Source organism: Pseudonocardia sp. TRM90224 (assembly GCF_021245725.1).
Lineage (GTDB): Bacteria > Actinomycetota > Actinomycetes > Mycobacteriales > Pseudonocardiaceae > Pseudonocardia.
Genome location: NZ_JAJGSX010000083.1, coordinates 1 through 17,989, shown reverse-complemented (window position 1 = coordinate 17,989; position 17,989 = coordinate 1). Strand labels below are relative to the sequence as shown.

Below are 17,989 nucleotides of genomic sequence, written 5' to 3'. Positions count from 1 at the left end.
CTCGGGTTGGGGTGCCGCCCGATGGTCGCTCTGTTAGTACTGCAACGGCGTCTGAGTGTCAGGGTGGTGGGTGTTGTTCGCGACGTCGGTAGTGGTGACCACGCTCCTGGACCCCGATGTCGTCACCGGCTACCCGGCCAGCGAGATCATCGCGCTCTATCACGAACGCTGGGAGATCGAGACCGCCTACTTCGAGCTGAAGTCGACCACCCTCGGTGGGCGAGTACTGCGGGCCCGCACCCCCGCCGGGATCGATCGGGAGATTCACGCGCTCCTCATCACCTATCAGGCGCTACCTATCAGGCGCTACGCATCGCGACCAGCGACACCACCCTCGCCCGGCCCAATCTCCATCCCGACCGCGGCAGCGTCACCGTTGCCCTCAACGCCGCCCACCACCATCAGCGTCGACATCATTCCCTGGCACTCGACCTTGACACCACCGCACACCACCTAACGGAACGGCTTTGCGACTAGGCCCAAGCGGAACTCGGTGACTTCGCCGTAGCCGGCGTCGGCCGGCTCGACTCGATGTCCTCAGCGGCCCTTCGCAGGGATATCCGGTCACGCCCCCGTCGATGTCGTCGTGCCGAACAACCTGTCGTACGCGGCGGTGTGGCGTGGATCGGCGGCCAGAAAGGGCAGGTCGGTGCCGACCATGTGCCGGATCACGAGCATGGGGACCGGGCTGCGCAGGGGGCGGAAATCGGCGTTCCACAGCCCGGCTTGGTCGGGCGGCAACGGGTGGAACTGGCCGATCATGAGCCCGGCTGCGACGAAACCCCCCTTCAGCTCGGCCTGCACGCCGTCGATGAGTTCCGGCGCCTGAGAGGTGCGGACGTCGGGGAACAGGATGAGGACGGTCGTCAGGTTCACCTTGCGCCCGCCGGCTTGTGGCAGCTCGCGGAACCACTCACGGAAGGCGTCGACCTGAGCGGTGATCTCACGCCGGTCGAGGTCTGCGCCCGCGCAGACCGCGAGGTGGAACGCCGCGGCGCGCAGCGACGCCGAGACGAACGGGCAGACCGGGCCGGCACGCCCGAGCTCCGGGTGGGGTTGCATAAGGTACTCATGGGCCCATCGCAGTACCGAGCGGAGCGCCCCGATGTGCTCTGCGTGCGCCGGAGGAGTCGTGGACTCGACGTCCGACGGCTGCAGCAACACCAGGTCGCTGCGGTTGGGGTGGACGAGCATCACGCACCACCCGACCGGAAGAGCCCTCGGACACCGGCGTCGGGTTCGTCGTCCGGCGGCAGGTCGTCGACCTCCCGCAACGGCCGGAACCAGAAGCCCACGACGGACCAACCGAGCGCCACCAGCCCGGTCAGGATCACCACTGCGGCAATCCCGCGTCCGGGCCCGGTGCCGATCAGCGTATCGAGCGCGGTGGTCCCGCCTTGCAGCCACGGTTCGAAGACGGTGTCGACGAGCGGCCCGCTGGCGAGGTATCCCACGGGCATGACGACCCTGGCGAGCATCTGGCAGGTCGCCATGACCCGACCTTGGTGGTCAAGGCGGACCGTGACCTGCACGAGCGCGAGCCAGTGCGCGTTGATCATCGCCGCGCACACCCCGATCCCGAACATACCGGCGACGGGGAACACCACCGACGGGCGCAGTCCGATGACCACGGCGGAGAGCGCGAACAGACCGACGAACGAGATCATCCCGGCCGCGCGGCGACGGAACCCGCCCCACCAGGCCATGACCAGGCTGCCGGCGAGCAAGCCGGCTCCGTGGGCTGCCAGCACGACTCCGAGCGTCGTCGCCGGGGCGAACGCCAGCACCAGCGGTGTCACGAGCACGACGACGACCCCGCCGAGGGTGTTCGCGACGGCGAAGAAGACCGCGAGCGCGACCAGGCCGCGTCGGCGCACGACGTAGCGCCACCCCGCGATGATCTCGGCCAGCAGCGGGCCGTCGCTGCGGGTGAATCCGAGGTCGGGGAAGCTGACGACGAGGAGGGTGCCGAGTGACACCGCGAACGACACGACGTCGATCCACACGACCCCGGCCACCCCGACGTTCACCGCGAGCACACCACCGACGAGCGGCCCGAGCAGAGTGCTCGCCGCAGTGGCGAGACCGACGACGCCGCTGGCCTGACCCAAGTAGCGCTTCGGCGTCAGCTGCGCCACGGCAGCGAGGTAGGCGGGCTGCCGGAATGCGGCCGCGACGGATCCGACACCGACCACGACGTAGAGGTGCCACAGGTGCAGCACGCCCACGGTGAGCAGCGCGGCGGCCGTCGCGGCGGCCGCCAGCGCCGCGGTGTCGGCGGCGATCATGACTCGCCTGCGGTCGTAGCGGTCGGCGACGGCGCCCGCGAACGGTGCCGCGAGCACGGCCGGGACCAGCGCGAATGCCGCCACCGCTGCGAACGCGCTGACCGCCCCGGTCGCCTGCAAGGCCCACAGCCCGAGCGCGAATGTGGACAGGGCCGTGCCGAGGGTGGACACCAGTTGACCGGCGGCGACCGTCGCGAAGGCACGGACGTTCGCCGGTGGCGGTACCTGCGGCGGGCAGGCCGCGGGGGCACCGGTGAGCCAGCGGTCGACCTGCTCGCGCAGGACCGGAGCCAGATCCGGGTCCCGGGTGAAGAAATGGCCGGCTCCCGCGATGACGGCGGTGTCGACCGCGGTGCCGTACGCGGCCCACTCGTGGGCGCGCTCGCTGTGGAACTCGGTGATTTTGTCCTCCGCGCCGACGACGGCGAGGACCGGCGCGACCGGTCGCGCAGGAGACGCGCTGTAGAACCGTTCCGCTTCCGCGGCGTCGTGCCGGATCGCCGCCGCGAGCCGGCGGCGCTCGCCTGCTGGCAGCGCTTCGGAGAGCCCGCCGAGCGCCCGGAGCTCGTCGGTGATCAGCCGGTCGGACAGCCGCCGTCCCGGCACCAGTCGTGCGAGCGACCCGAGCGGTCCCGGCATTCGGCCGGTGGGGAACGCTGCGCCGACGACGATCCCGAGCGGCGGGTGGCCGGCCTCCGCGAGCCTGGTGGCGACCGCCGTGGCCAGCGCCGCGCCGGCGCAGTGCCCATAGAGCACGAGCCGCCCGGGGCGTTCGGCGAGTATCGCTGACGTGCACACGTCGGCGAGCTCCTCGATCGCCAGCGCCGCCTCGTCGGGGTGTGCGGAGTCCCGGCCCGGCGGTTGGACGGCGTACAGCGCCCACGTGGCGGGGAGGCGGGTTGCCAGTTCGCGGAAGACGATGGCTCCGGCGCCGCCGAAGGGCAGAGCGAGGACGGTGACGTCGGCGGTGCTCGCCGTGCGCGCGGTCATCCGGTGGAGCAGCTCGCCGGCCGTCGCCCGCCCGACCGACCGGGCCGCGAGCTCCCGGGCCGTCGGGTGCTGGAACAGCTGCAGCACCGACAGCGCGGGGTCGATGCGGCGCACGGCGCGTACCGCGCGCATCGAGTCGCCACCGAAGGCGAAGAAGTCGTCGTCGGGACCGATCGGTTGATCGAGGACCTCCGTGAACGCGGCCAGCACCCGGGCCAGCGCGGGGTCCGTGCGATCCAGGACACCGGCCGGGGGCCGTTCGTGAGCGGGCCGGGGCAGCGCGGCCCGGTCGAGCTTCCCGTTCGGCGTCACCGGTAGTGCGTCGAGTTCCACGATCCGGGTGGGCACCATGTGTGCGGGCAGCTGCTCGCGCAACCAGGTGCCCACTCCCTCGGCCCGGCCGACGACATAGCCGATCAGCTGCGCCTCGCCGACCGAGTCGGGCCGGACGGCGACCGCCGCGGCACGCACGGCGGAGTGTTCCGCGAGCACCATCTCGACCTCGCCGACCTCGATGCGGTACCCGCGCAGCTTCACCTGCCCGTCGCGGCGGCCGAGCAGCACCAGGCTGCCGTCGGGGAGCGACCGGGCGTGGTCACCGGTGCGGTAGAGCCGGCCGGGGCCGAACGGATCGGGCCGGAACGCTGCATCGGTCAGGTCCGGCCGACCGCGGTAGCCCCGTGCGAGCCCCGCCCCGCCGAGGTACAGCTCCCCCACCACGCCGATCGGGACCGGCCGCATCGTCTCGTCGAGCACGTACGCGGTCGTGTTGGCGATGGGGCGGCCGACGCTGATCTCCTCGTCGGCCGCTTCGACACGGTGGATCGTCGACCAGACGGTCGCCTCCGTCGGCCCGTAGAAGTTCCAGAGGACGCCTGCTCGTGAGCGCAGGACCGCGGCGAGCTCGCCCGGCAGCGGCTCGCCACCGCAGATCGCCGTCAGCCCAGGGTTGCCGGTCCAGCCGGCGTCGAGCAGCAGCCGCCACGTCGTCGGGGTCGCTTGCATGTGGGTTGCGCCGCTGTCGTCGATGCGCTGGGCCAGCAGTTCACCCGCCCGGCCGGTCATGGTGTCGACGACGTCCAAGCGGGCGCCGATCGCCAACGGCAGCCACAGCTCCAGCACCGACATGTCGAACGACCACGTCGTGACACCGCAGAACACCGCAGCGGGCCCCGGTGCGAGGCGGAGATCGATCGCGCCGACGAGGTTCGCGAGCGCTGCGTGTGACACCTCCACACCCTTGGGGCGGCCGGTCGAGCCGGAGGTGTAGATGACGTATGCGAGGTGTTCCGGGCGAGGGACGACCCCGGGCCCGCCAGGCGCCACGGGGGCCGCGTCGAGCCCGAGCACCGGCCCGTCGAACTCGAGGCCGGGCAGCGGTCGGCCGCTGTCGGTGATCAGCGCGACCGCACCGGAGTCCGCGAGCAGGTACCTGAGCCGCTCGGGCGGGTGGACGGGGTCCAGCGGCAGGTAGGCGCCACCTGAGCGGAGCACGCCCAGCAGCGCGGTGAGCGCGTGCGCCGACCGGTCGAGCGCTACCCCGACCACGGAGTCCGGTCCGACGCCACGCTCGCGCAGCGCTGCGGCGATCCGGTCGGCAGCCGCGACCAGCTCGGCGTAGGTCAGGTTCGTCGCGGCGTCGGTCACCGCGACGGCGTGCGGTGCGCGCTGCGCCAGCTCGGCGATCCGCGACGGTACCGGCGTCGCCGGAAGGTCGACAGCCGTTGCGTTCCACTCGACGAGCACGCGGTGGCGGTCCTGTTCCGGCAGGAGGTCCAGCTCGCCGATCGGGCGGTCGGGGTCGGCGGCGATCGAGCCCAGCAGCGTGTTGAGGCAGCCGACGATGCGGCCGGCCGTCTCGGGCGTGAACAGGTCCGCGCTGAACTCCAACGCGCCACGCAGGCCCTCGTCGTGCTCGACCAGGATCAGCGAAAGGTCGTACTTCGCAACGCCCGTGGGCCCGTCGACCGGGGTGATCGACAGCCCGGGGATGTGCCATGCCGGCGTAGGCATGTTCTGCAGGGCGAACATCGTGGAGAAAACCGGTGTGCGGCCGGTGTCACGCGCCGGGGCCAGCTCGGCCACGAGCTGTTCGAAGGGCAGGTCCGAGTGGCCGAACGCGGCCACGCTGGTGTCGCGCACGGCGCGCAGGTGCTCCCGGAACGTCGTCCGGGCGGCCGGCCGGCCGCGGATCGGGAGCATGTTCACGAAGAAGCCGATCATGTCTTCGGCGTCGGGGTGGTTGCGGCCCGCGGTCGGGACGCCGACCACGACGTCGTCGACGCCGGCGTAGCGCGCGAGCAGCACCTGGTACGCAGCGAGCAACGTCATGAACGCGGTTGCGCCCTCCGCCCGCCCGATGCCCAGCAGCGCCTCGCTGACCTGCGGCGGCACCTCGACGGGCCGCGCACCACCGGCGTGGCTGAGCCGCCGCGGACGCAACCGGTCGGCTGGCAGGTCGAGCCAGGGCGGAGCACCGTCGAGCGCGGCGCGCCAGTGCGCGAGGTCGCCGCTGTGGTCGGCGCCTTCCTGCCATCGAGCGTGGTCGCCGCACTGCAGGGGCGGTGCCGGCAGCCGAGCGCCGGTGTAGACCGAGGCGACCTCGTCGCAGAACACGGCGTAGGACCAGCCGTCGAACACGATGTGATGCGCGGTCAGGAGCAGGACGTAGGCATCGTCGGCGACGCGCAGCAGCCGGGTGCGCACGAGGGGACCGTTCGCGAGGTCGAAGCCGACGCGGAACTCGGCGTCGATCTCGACCCGCACGTCGGCCTCCGCTCGCCCGCGCAGGTCGACGACGGGCAGTGAGAGCGGTACGGGTGGGTGCAACCGCGCCACCGGTTCGCCGTCGACGGCGGGGAACACCGTGCGCAGGATGTCGTGCCGGTCGACGACGTGCGCCAGCGCGGCCTGCAGTGCCGCGACGTCGAGCGGACCCTCGATCCGGACGGCGTAGGGCAGGTTGTAGGCGGGGTTGCCGGGCTCGATCTGGTCGAGCACCCACAGCCGGCGCTGCGCCGCCGAGAGGTGCGGCCCGTCGCCAGGTCGCAGCGGCGTGTGGGCGACGCGCCGCAGGGTGCCGATGTGCCGGGCGAGCGCCGCCACCGTTCGATGGGTGAACAGGCTCGGAACCGCGAGCTTCACGCCGAGGTCGCGGCGCAGGCGCATGACGGTCTTCGTGGCGAGCAGGGAGTGCCCGCCGAGAGCGAAGAAGTCGTCGTCGGCGCCGGACACCGGCACAGCGAGGACGTCGGCGAACACCCGGGCGATACCGCGTTCGAGTGCTCCGCGGGGAGCCCGGCCGGTCGCCGCCGGCACCCACGGCCCGGGCAGCGCGGAGCGGTCGACCTTGCCGTTGGCGGTCAAGGGGAGCTCATCGAGTTCGACCAGCGCATCGGGCACGAGGTGCGCCGGCACGCGCTCGGTGAGGCGTTCGGCGAGCCCGCGCACCGGCCCGACGACGTAGCCGACGAGCCGCCCGTCCACGACCTCGACCGCGGCGTCCGCGACACCGGGCTGGGCGCGCAGCAGCGCCTCCACCTCACCCGGCTCGACACGGTGGCCGCGGATCTTCACCTGGCGGTCGATCCGGCCAAGGAACTCGATGTTGCCGTCAGCCTGGCGGCGGACCCGGTCACCCGTGTGGTAGCTGCGCAGGCCGTCGGGTCGGCGGTGGAACCGTTCGGCCGTCAGCCCGGGCTCCCGCCAGTAGCCGAGTGCCACCGCCGGGCCGCTGACGTGCAGCTCACCGGGCACCCCAACCGGGCAGTGCTGTCCGCCGGCATCGAGGACCTCGGCGTGGACGTGCCGCAGCGGTCGTCCGATCGGCACCGTCGAGCCCGGCGGACCGGGCTCGCCGGTCAGCGGGACGTCGTAGGTCAGCACGCCGACCGTGGTCTCGGTCGGTCCGTAGTGGTTCACGACGCGCAGGTCGGGCCGCAGAACGCGCACCGCGTCGACGAGCTCCTGGCTCAGCGCCTCCCCACCGAGGACGAGGCAGCGCCGCGGCAGGATCGCGGCGGCGTCGGCGGCCGACAGCAGCGCGGCGAGGTGCGACGGCACGATCTTGGCGATGTCGACCGGGCGCTCGCGCAACCGTCGGGCGAGCGCGTCGGCGTCGGCAACGACGTCGGGGTCGAACAGCCGGACCGTGCCACCGGACCACAGCGCGCCGAACACGGCCGTGTGGCCCAGGTCAGCGGCGAGCGTCGAGTAGACGGCGAACTCGGCACCGCACCCGGCATCGACCACCCGAGAGATCCCGCCCAGGTACTCGGCGAGGTTCGCGTGCGTGACCGCGACACCCTTCGGTCTGCCGGTCGAGCCGGAGGTGAACATGACGTACGCGAGGTCGGAGGCGGGTTCGCCCACGTGCCCGGTGCGCCGGACGCCGGTCTCGTCGATGCAGACGGCGGCGCCGGCCGCGGCGAGGAGCTCGTGCTCCCGCTGCGCCGGTAGCGCCGGGTCGAGCGGTACGTACGCGGCTCCGGCTTGCCAGCAGGCCAGCACGGCCACCAGGAACGACGTGCTCGGGGCCGCCCGCACGCCGACAACGCCACCGGCCCGGCCATTGATTCCGCAGGCGTGCAGGCGGGGGACGAGCGCGGCGGCAGCGTCGACGAGCTCGGCCCAGGTGAGGGTGCCGTCCGGGGCGTCGACCGCCACACGATCGGGCGCAGTGCGGGCGAGGCCGTCGATCCTGGTGAGGAGGCGGTCGGGGGTCGCGGGTGGTATCTCGGGTGGCGGGGGTTGCACCAGTGCGAGCGCATGGACGGACTCGGTCGGCCGGGCGGTCATGCCTGCGAGCAACGTACGGACGCTGTGGGCGAATCGTTCGATGCTTGCTCGGTCGAACAGGTCGGTGCTGTAGGTGGCGGTCAGCGCGATGGTCGCCGCGCCGTCGTCCTCGGCCGCCAGGCTCAGGTCGACCTTCGTCGCGGTCGCATCGACGGTCAGCTCCACGACGTCGAGCCCATCGAGGCGCAGCGGCCTGCGGGGGACGTTGGTGGCGACGAACTGCACCTGGTAGAGCGGATGGTGGCCGGGTGTCGACCGGCGCTGCGCGACCACCTGGTCGAATGGGACGTGGGAGAAGGCGGTGCCATCGAGCACCTCGTGGCGGACCCGCTCGACGAGCTGCTCGCCGGTGATGCCCCGCTCCACGCGGGTGCGCACGACGATCGTGTCGAGGAAGTTGCCGACGACGTCGGGCGCGTCGGTGCGCCGGGCCACCGGCAGGCCGACGAGCACGTCGTCGGTGTCGGCGTAGCGGGCGCAGGCAGCTTGGACGGCTGCCAGCAGAACCATCGAGGTGCTTGCCCGAGTTCGGGCCGCTCGTTCGCGGACTGCTGCGGTGAGCTCCTCGTCGAGCACGAACCGGAAGGTGGCGCCCGAGTCGCTCGGAACGGCCGTGCGCGGCCGGTCGGTGGGCAGGTCGAGCAACGGCGCGGCGCCGTCGAGCCGGGTGGTCCAGTACTCGAGGCCGGCCCGGAGATCGCCACTTCCCGCACCGCGCGCACGGGCGTGCGTGACGTCGGCGTACTGCGCGCTCGGCGGTGGCAGCTCCGTCGCCCGGCCCGGCCCACCGCCCGCGAAGGCGGCGGCGAGATCAGCAGCGAGGAGCCCCACCGACCAGCCGTCCGCCGCGATGTGGTGCAGGCAGATCACCAGGATGTGCCGGTCCGACCGGTGCCTGAGCAGTGTCGCCCGGATCGGTTGCTCGGTCGCGAGGTCGAACGGTGTTCCGGCGAGTTCGGCGACGGCTACCGCCGGATCTCCGCGGAGCTCGTGAACCGGCAGCGGCACCGGCGCAGCCGCGTCGACGACACCGATCGGCTCGCCGTCGACGGGCAGATACCGGGTGCGGAGGATCTCGTGGCGGGCGACGACGGCCGACAGCGCACCGCGCAATCGATCCACATCGAGGCGGCCACGCAGCTCCCACGCGATCGGCATCGTGTACGCGGCGCTCAGCGGGGACCATTGGTGCAGGAACCACATGCGGCGTTGGACGTTCGACAGCGGTGGCGATCCGTGCGGTCGCGGCGCGACGGCGACGACCGCTGCCGTCCCGCGGGTGGCGGCACGGGCGATCCTGTCGGCGAGGCGTTGCTCCAGCGTGCCGGTCATGCGAGGTCCTCCAGAAGGGCTGTCTCCACGACGGCGGCGAGCGCCGCGACCGTGGGTGCGTCGAACACGGCACGCGTGGGGAGCGGGATCTCGAACCGGTGGCGCAGCCGGGCGGCCACGTCGGCGGCCGACAGCGACTGCCCGCCGAGGGAGAAGAAGTCCTCATCAGCGCTGGGGCGGGTGCCCAGCACCTCCGTCCAGACTTCGGCGATGATCTCCTCGATGGGCCCGGCGGCCGCTCGGCCGCCACGGCAGGCGGCCGGATCGGGCGACGGCAGCGCCTTGCGATCGACCTTGCCGGTCGTCGTGCGCGGCAACTCCGCGAGAGCGACGAAGGCGGTCGGCACGGAGTGCTCCGGGAGGTGGGCGCTCAGGAACTCGCGCATCGCCGATGCCTCCGGCAGCCGCTCGGCATCCCCGACCAGGTATCCGACCAGCACCTCACCCGCGGTCGGGTGGCGGTGCACGGCTGCAGTCGCGTCCACGACGTCCGGATGGGCCCGCAGCGCCACCTCGACCTCGCCCAGCTCGGTGCGCGCGCCACGCACGTTGACCTGGTCGTCCGCGCGACCCAACAGGACGAGCCGACCGTCGTCGGTCCACCGGGCGAGATCGCCTGTGCGGTACATGCGACCGCCGGTGACAGGATCGGGCACGAACCGCTCCGCAGTCAGATCCGGGCGGTCCAGGTAGCCGCGCGCCACCCCGGCTCCGCCGATGCACAGCTCCCCCGCGGCGCCGACGGGGCACGGCCGACCGCGCTCGTCCAGGACGTGGATCCGCACCCCGGGCAGGGGGCGCCCGATCGTCGGATGGGCGTCGCCGGCGCGGCAGCTGCCCGTCGTCGCGGCCGTAGTGGCCTCCGTCGGCCCGTAGGAGTTGACGAAATGCCGTCCCGGCGCCCACGCGTCGACGACGGCTTGCGCGCACATCTCGCCCCCGACGGCGATCGCGCGCAGCGACGGGAGCTCGACCATCGGCATGGCTGCCAGGACTGACGCCGGGAGCACCAGGTTGGTGATCTCGTGCCGTCGGACGAGCGCGACCAAGTCGCTCCCGGCGACCTCCGCCTCGCCCCGCACGACGAGCGTCGCACCTGCGGTGAGCGTCATGTAGACGTCGGAGATGGCCACGCTGAATCCGAACGAGACGAACTGCAGCACCCGGCTGTCCGGTCGCACATCGAAGCGCTGCACTTTCGCGTCGACGAGGTTCGCCAACCCGTTGTGCGTGATCAGCACACCCTTCGGGACACCGGTCGACCCGGAGGTGAATACGATGTCGGCGAGGTCGTCGTCGCCGGTGGTGTCGGGCGGCGGGTCGGCGCGGTGCGCGGTGCGGTCGGGGTGGACGACGGCGACCGGTCCGCCGGTCAGCGCCCGCAACCGGTCGGCCGTCGCAGAGCGGCACACGACCACCGCCGGCCGGGCATCGGCAAGCATCGCGGCCAGTCGCGGGTCGGGCAGGCGCAGGTCCAGCGGGACGTAGACACCACCGGCGCGGTGCACAGCGAGCATCGCGACCACGGCGTCGACCGAACGGTCGAGACCGACCGCGACGGGAACGTTCCCGGCCACCCCCTGCATGCGCAACGTCCACGCCAGTGCGTTCACCGCGCCCACGAGTTCGCTGTAGGTGACGACGTCGCCGTCGCAGATCACGGCCGGCTTGTCCGCAGGGCCGGCGATGCGGCGGTGCACCGGCCCGTTGCGGTGGGCCGGTCCGCCGTCGCCCCAGGTGAGCAGGAGGTCCCGGTCGACCTGCGGCAGCAGGTCGAGCTCATCGAGCCGGGTGCCGAGATCGGCCGTCTCCAACGTGCGGACCAGCAGCGCCAGGAGGCGGCGCACGTCCGCGGCCGCGTAGAGGTCGCTCGCGTACTCGGCCACCAGCTCGCCCCGATCGAGCACGATGGAGAGGTCGAACCGCGCCCGGTCGGGGTGCAGCTCGCCGGTGTAGCGCAGGGTCGCGTCGGGCAGGCGGACCTGCGTCGTCTCGTACCGCTGAACCACCAGCATGACCTGGAACACGGGGTGCCGGTCGCGCGTGCCACTGAGCCCGACCGCATCGACGATGTGCTCGAACGGCAGCGACCGGTGGGCGAACCCGCCGGTCACCGCTGCATGCGCCCGCTGGACCAGCTCGCCGAAGGACAGGTCCCCAGCCGACTGGAGCCGCAGCGCGAGTGGGTTGACGAAGCAGCCGATCACATCCTCGAGCTGGGCGTGGTCGCGGACGGCCGCAGGTGTGCCGATGACGACGTCCGGCTCACCGGTGAACCTGTGCATCACGGCTGCCAGCGCGGCGAAGACGACCGTGAACGTTGTGGTGCCGGCCGCGGTGGCCAACCGGTCGACCGCGGCGTCGAGGGTGCTCGGGAACTCGTGGGCGACGGTGTCGCCGCGCCCCGTCGGCCTTGCAGGCCGGCGCCGCGCGAACGGTAGGTCGAGCGCGGCGGGAGCACCGGCGAGAGCGGATCGCCAGTACTCCAGCAGCTTGGGATCCCGCGCATGCTCACGCTCCCACGCCGCAACGTCGGCCATCGAAGCGCGGACGGGCGCCGCGGGTACCGGTCGGCCACCGGCGACAGCCGCGTACACCCGCTCGAACTCACGCAGCAGCACGCCGACCGACCAGCCGTCGAACGCCACGTGGTGCACGGCGATGCCGAGCGTCCACCGCGCGACGCCGGTGCGGACGAAAGCTGCGCGGATCGGCGGTGGTGCGGAGAGGTCGAACGGCGCGGACGCGAGCGTGGTCATGAGCAACCCCGGCACGTCGGGCTCGTCCTGGCCCCGCACGTCCACGACGGTGACGCCCGGTGCCTCGGCGGCGCGCATCTGCTGCTGCGGGCCGGTGGGGGTGTCCACGATCGCCGTGCACAACGCCGGGTGCCGGGCGGCGATCGCGGTGATGGTGCTGCTCGCGGCCGCAACGTCGAGCTTGCCGTCGATCGCGAAGGAGAGCGTGACCACCTGCTGCACGGGGTCCGGGCCGGTCTGGTCGAGAAGCCAGTAGCGAGCCTGCCCGCTGCTGAGGGCCCGATCCCAGGGATCGGCCGTACCAGCGAGCGGACGGGCCGGGCGCGGCGCCGCCGCGTCCCTCCGCTCGATCAGCGCAGCGAGCTTGGCCACCGAGCCCGCGCCGAGGATCAGCTCCGGCGCGACCGTTGCGCCGCACCGTTCCTCGATCGCCGAGGCTATGCGGGCCGCGGTGAGCGAGTGGCCGCCCAGCGCGTCGAACGGTTCGTCGGCGCCGACCGCGAAGCCGAACACGCCGGACCAGATCTCGACGAGCAGCGCCTCGGTCGGGGTGGCCGCCGGCGCAGCGGCACGCAGGCGTCCTGCGTGTGCGCGCAGCACGGTGCGGTCGATCTTGTCGTTCTGCGTGAGCGGCATCTTCGCGAGCTGGTGCAGGACGCCGGGCACGAGAACGGCCGGCAGCCGAGCCGCGAGCCAGCGGCGCAGCTCACCGGCCGCCGGATCCCGTTCCCCGCGGCGCGGGACGTAAAAGCCGACGAGGTGCGGCGTGCCGCCCGGTAGGTCCACGGCGACGACCGCGCACCCACCGATGGCCGGGTGCTCGGCGAGCGTGGCCTCGACCTCGCCCGGTTCGACCCGGTGGCCCTGCACCTGCACCTGGTCGTCGAGGCGACCGAGGAACTCCAGCTCGCCGTCGGGCAGGCGGCGCACGCGGTCGCCCGTCCGGTACACCCGGCCGGTCGGCTCGTCGAGGAAGTGCTCCGCGGTGAGATCCGGGTGCCGCAGGTAGCCCCGTGCCACGCCGGCCCCACCCACGTAGAGCTCGCCGACCGCGCCGTCGGGCACGGCCGCGCCGGCGACGTCCCGGATTTCGACCGTGGCTCCGGCGATCGGTCGTCCGATGGTCGGGGGGCCGCTGCCGGGCCGGACCGGCCCGGAAGTCGCGACGACCGTCGTCTCGGTCGGCCCGTAGTTGTTCACCAGCTGGAATGGAAGGCCGTCCGGCGGCCGGACCTTCAGGAGGTCGCCGCCAGTGAGGAGCAGGCGCAGCGCGCACCCGGCCGGCCACGGCAGCCCGAGCACCGCCTCGGCCAACGGGGTCGGCAGGAAGGCCTCGGTGATACCGGACTCGACGATGGTGTCACGCAACCGCTGCGGCGAGCGGCGGTCCGCGGGGTCGGGGACGACGATCGTCGCGCCTGCGGTGAGCGCCGCCCAGAGCTCCCACGCCGCGGCGTCGAACCCGACCCCCGCGACGAGCATCGTCCGGCTGCGGTGGCTCGTGCCGAACGCGGCGTGGTGCCAGGCCACCAGATGGGCGAGGTTGCGGTGCTCGACGGCGACCCCTTTCGGCCGTCCAGTCGACCCGGACGTGTAGATCACGTACACCAGGTCAGTGGGGCCGGGAGGGTCCGCCGACCTCGAACGCGGCCGGCTAGGCAGCTGCGCGGCCGCCCCGATGCCCGCCTCGTCAACGACGGTCAGCATCCCGGCGTCCGCGATCAGCAGCTCGCGCCGCTCACGGGGATGCTCCGGATCGATCGGCACGTAGCAAGCCCCGGCACGCAGCACCCCGACAGCCCCGACTATGTACTCGATGGACCGCCCCGCCAGCACGCCGACCCGCACGTCCGGACGAGCCCCGCGCTCGAGGAGCTCATCCGCAACCCCTTCGGCACGTGTCAGCAGCGCGCCATAGGTCAGTGTTCGCTCACCCTGAACAACGGCCACGGCGTCGGGCTTGCCGTGCGCCACCCGGATCAGCTGCTCGATCACAGACAACGATCGATCCACCGCATACCTCCTGGGCCGGATGTGGAATCGCCGGCATGGATCTCACGGCCAGCGCCTGTGGATCCTCACCGCCACCGATTGCAGCAACATTTCAACCGCATTTCAGAAAGGGGCGTCGAGATGGACAGCAACACCGACGATTGATATATCACATTGATCCGACCAGCCCGAAGGGAACACCTACTCTTTAGGACTCCCACAATCCGATCAGTGTTGCCGCCGAAGCATAGATGACCCCCAGGCTGGCGATCTCATCTACACGACTACCGAAGCCACACAGAAGACAATACTCGCGCGCCCCTGAGATCGAGCTAAACGATTCAAGGAGCGCCCCACCAGCCAATGACGTACTTCCACCACGACCAAGACAGGGCGACTAAAGGCGCCGGATCCGGCGTTCGCGGAAATCAACGGTAAAGCTGCGCGTACTCCTCACAAGAACCGATCCACAGCACTTATAAGTCGCAGCCGCCAGCTCGGCACGTCCACCGTGCTGTTGGTTTACGCGTTTCCGCAGGCCCGGCGCCCACACTGCAACGATGTGTAGCGGCTGCCGGAAATGATGCGCCGCCGAGCTGCCTACGACGAGCCGCGGACCGCCGCGGCCCAGCCGCACGCTGACGCCGAGCTCGCGAGGGCCCACGGCCGTGTCGCGCCGCGGCGAACGACCACCCGGCTGATCAACTGCCGTTGCAGTATTACTTGGGCCTGTAAGGCGCCAGCCGTAACCCGTCCTGAAGGGACGGCGGGGCCGCAGTAGCCGATCGAGTGTCACTTGCACCGACAACCGCGTCTGGCAAGGATTGGTTGGAGCCCGCGAAATCCATGTTTGCTCGGCGGGACCGGACGCTCGATGACCATCGCTCCCCGTTCCCACCATCCTGCTGGGCGATCGCGACTGGAGCGCGTGCCGGTCCTGACGGGCGACGATTCAGGGGACGAGCAGCCCCCAGTAGACGGACCACGGGACGAACACCGCTCCCGCGCAGAGCACCAGAGCGGCCCCGGGGCCCCCGCCGCCGTGACGCCCGATCCGCACTGCGAGCGCGATCGCTGCACCGGTCGCGGTGACAGCCAGCGCCTGCAGCGCCAGCCACGGCAACGGTCGACCGGCGATCATCGGGCCAGGATCGAACGCGCCGCTCCTCGACGTCATCACGAAGCCGAGGTAGAGCAGGCAGCCGAGCACCGCGCCGAGCCCGTTCACCATGAGCAGGCCCGTCGACCACGGCGCCGGCGTCGAGACGCGGCCGCGGACCCGCCGGTAGCCGGCGACTGTCCCCGGCCCGATGAAGCCGGCGAGCATCACGACGAGCGCGCCGGCCTGCACCCAGATCGACTCGTACCAGCCCAGCGGCGGCGCCTCGGCCGTCGGGCGGGCCTGGTCCCCGGAACCCGCGACCGACGTCGGCGGGGCGACACCGGCCGCGACGGCCGCGACCCACGAACCGACGAGCTCGACGTAGCCGGGGGCGAACTCCGTGCTGCGGTCGTATCCGGAGGTGCTCGCGCGCCCGCTGTGCTCGGCACCGGTGAGCGTCCGAAGGGTGTAGTGCCGGTTGCCGGCTTCGCGCAGCAACGAGTCGTAGGCTGCAGTGCTCTCGACCGGCGGCGTCGACCGGTCCAAGGCACCCCAAATGCCCAGCACCGGGAGCGTCAGCTCGCGAAGCACAGGACCGGGATCGTGGTACGGCTCCGGGAACACACCCAACCCGGACACGAGCCGGTAGAGCGTGCGTGAGCTCGTGTCCACCAGCGACCCGCGCACGCCCGAACGCTCCAGCCTCGTGGCGTCGGCCCAGACCTGCTGGCGCAGCGGCCCGATCCCGTTCGCGCCGACGACGACGAGGAACGCCGTGTGCGGATCCCGGGTCGCGGCGATCGGAGCGACCCAACCACCTTCGCTGAGCCCCCACAGCCCGACCTGCGCCGGATCGACCTCGGCGCGTCCGCGCAACGCCGCCGCTGCCGCGACCGCGTCGTCCGCGAGCTGGGAGTAGGAGCGCTGGGTGAAGGAGTACCCGACGGTTCGCTTGTCGTAGGTGAGTGTCGCGATGCCGGAGCGGGCGAACGCCTCCGCTTCGGCTCGGAGGCGCTCACGCGGGGTGGGGCCCGAGCCGTGCACCAGCACGATGCCCGGCAGGCGTGTCCGGGCGCCGGCGGGTGTGTGCAAAGTGGCGGGGAGCACCAGCCCGTCCGGCGTCGTGACAATGAGCTCCGAGCGGACGACGTCGACGGCCGACGGCACTGGTTGGCCTGGAACTACAGCGAGGACGATGGCGATCAACGCGTGACCGACGGTGATCATGGTTCGTAGCTCCCCCAGCGACGACGGTGACTGCACCTGGTCGGGAAAGCCTTCCGGCTGCAGCCAGTCCGCGAACTGGGGTAGACCCCCGCAATGACCGTGAACCCGATCGGCGCCGGATCGGAAGGGTTGATCGCGGTCTCGGGCGAGCCACTCCCTCCCACAACGGCATGCGGCCGATACTGCGCAACGTCCTGGAGAGGTCCGCGCTGATGCCGTCAGCGAGGCCGTATCGCCCGTCGCCCCCGGGCATCATCATCGACCTCACGGGCGATTAATGACCACGACGACCTCGACCAGCCGCAGCATGAGAGCTTCGGATCGCGGAGGTGCTCAGCCGACTCAATCCCGCGGAATCGACCCGCTCGCCGACTGAAGATCATCGACAGAGCCCCTGACCAGCCGAAACAGAACTTCGAGCTCCCCCGGATCGAACGGAGTGACTCCAAAGGTGTGAACTATGCCAAGCAGAGTGCGCTGACCTGCGGAAACATGACTTCCGCCGGTCGGCGCACGTCCGTTCAGAGCCACTCAAGTCGGCACGTGCACGTTGAGAGCAACGCCGTGCTCCCCGAATTGCTCCCCGCTGTGCCCCCACCCGTGATGGCTCGACCCGACAGACAGGCAATCGGCTGGTCGTCGCGAACCGAGTCGACGACGGCTGGCCTTCAGTCGGACCGGCGCCTGCTGTGACAGGCTCGGCATCTGCGGTGGCGACGCCCCGCGCGAACCTGCCGAAGGCACGGCGGCTGACCGCAGATCGCCGCCGCGTTAGCGACAATTATTCGGATCACGACGTTCCAATCGAGTAGCTATCTCTGCAGCTTCCCATTCGCAACCTACAACAACACTAATCGTGCATCTGTCAGCTCGTAGTCAGCCGCGGCAGCCCGACGCGGCGCCGCGCAACCCGACTGAAATGACCGGTTCCGTAGCAGCGCTGTCCTGGGTAGTCGCCCTTGCTGACCCTGGCGGAGTTCCACATTGGGCGCCATCACCCCGTGACCGCGCACTGGTTCTGCACGCTCATCGCCCCCTGCTCGGCGGGCTCGGGATGCTGTACACCGTGTGGCTGCTGCGGAACAACCTCGACTGCGCGGCGGGCGCCGCCGCCGACATCACTTGTCTTCCAGCTGATCCCTACCTGATCGTGGCCGTGTTCGCGCGCGGCGCGCGATTAGTGCTGTACCTCAAGTACCGCAACCTCGAACAACCGAGGAAACTGCCCGAGCAGCCACCCAACGAACCAGAAGCCCGACCGTCACATGCGCGGACTCAACGTTCGCCTCGGCGCTGGACGACGGCGCAGGCATCGCGCTCGGACTGCGGACGACGGCGCGGCGGCGTCACGCCTGCGACGACCTCGGCGGGAACCGACGCCGGCTGCTCGAGCTGGACGCCGCCATCCGACACTTCAGCGGCGGCCGGCACGCGTTGCGGCGCATCTGAGCGACCGATGATCGGATAGTGATCGACGGGCCGGATCGGGCTCTGGTTTGATC

At 71.6% G+C, this 17,989-nt stretch carries 6 protein-coding genes; 1 reads left to right on the top strand and 5 read right to left on the bottom strand.

Annotated elements, in window-relative coordinates:
* The first annotated feature begins 70 nt into the window (after nucleotides 1-70).
* Nucleotides 71-457: a transposase gene (locus LL648_RS42880; protein ID WP_232668743.1), complete on the top strand. Its 387-nt coding sequence runs from the start codon at nucleotides 71-73 to the stop codon at nucleotides 455-457.
* Between the two features lie 107 nt (nucleotides 458-564).
* On the opposite strand, the gene LL648_RS42875 is transcribed toward LL648_RS42880, so the two are convergent.
* The 5 genes from LL648_RS42875 to LL648_RS42855 all read right to left on the bottom strand — a co-directional run.
* A complete protein-coding gene (locus LL648_RS42875) occupies nucleotides 565-1,194 on the bottom strand; it encodes a DUF6875 domain-containing protein (protein WP_374112204.1) in 630 nt (209 codons plus the stop codon).
* Nucleotides 1,194-9,407: a non-ribosomal peptide synthetase/MFS transporter gene (locus LL648_RS42870; RefSeq protein WP_232668741.1), complete on the bottom strand. Its 8,214-nt coding sequence runs from the start codon at nucleotides 9,405-9,407 to the stop codon at nucleotides 1,194-1,196. Before LL648_RS42870 ends, LL648_RS42875 begins: the two co-directional genes overlap by 1 nt.
* Nucleotides 9,404-14,179: a non-ribosomal peptide synthetase gene (locus LL648_RS42865; RefSeq protein ID WP_232668740.1), complete on the bottom strand. Its 4,776-nt coding sequence runs from the start codon at nucleotides 14,177-14,179 to the stop codon at nucleotides 9,404-9,406. Before LL648_RS42865 ends, LL648_RS42870 begins: the two co-directional genes overlap by 4 nt.
* 931 nt (nucleotides 14,180-15,110) lie before the next feature.
* Nucleotides 15,111-16,487: an alpha/beta hydrolase family protein gene (locus LL648_RS42860; RefSeq protein ID WP_232668739.1), complete on the bottom strand. Its 1,377-nt coding sequence runs from the start codon at nucleotides 16,485-16,487 to the stop codon at nucleotides 15,111-15,113.
* A gap of 1,275 nt (nucleotides 16,488-17,762) precedes the next feature.
* Nucleotides 17,763-17,989 (bottom strand): hypothetical protein (locus LL648_RS42855; RefSeq protein ID WP_232668738.1); only part of this gene is annotated, 227 nt, incomplete at its 5' end.

Coding starts and splice junctions, on each gene's coding strand:
- LL648_RS42875 (WP_374112204.1), bottom strand. CDS start 1,194: ATGCTCGTCCACCCCAACCGCAGCGACCTGGTGTTGCTGCAGCCGTCG.
- LL648_RS42870 (WP_232668741.1), bottom strand. CDS start 9,407: ATGACCGGCACGCTGGAGCAACGCCTCGCCGACAGGATCGCCCGTGCC.
- LL648_RS42860 (WP_232668739.1), bottom strand. CDS start 16,487: ATGATCACCGTCGGTCACGCGTTGATCGCCATCGTCCTCGCTGTAGTT.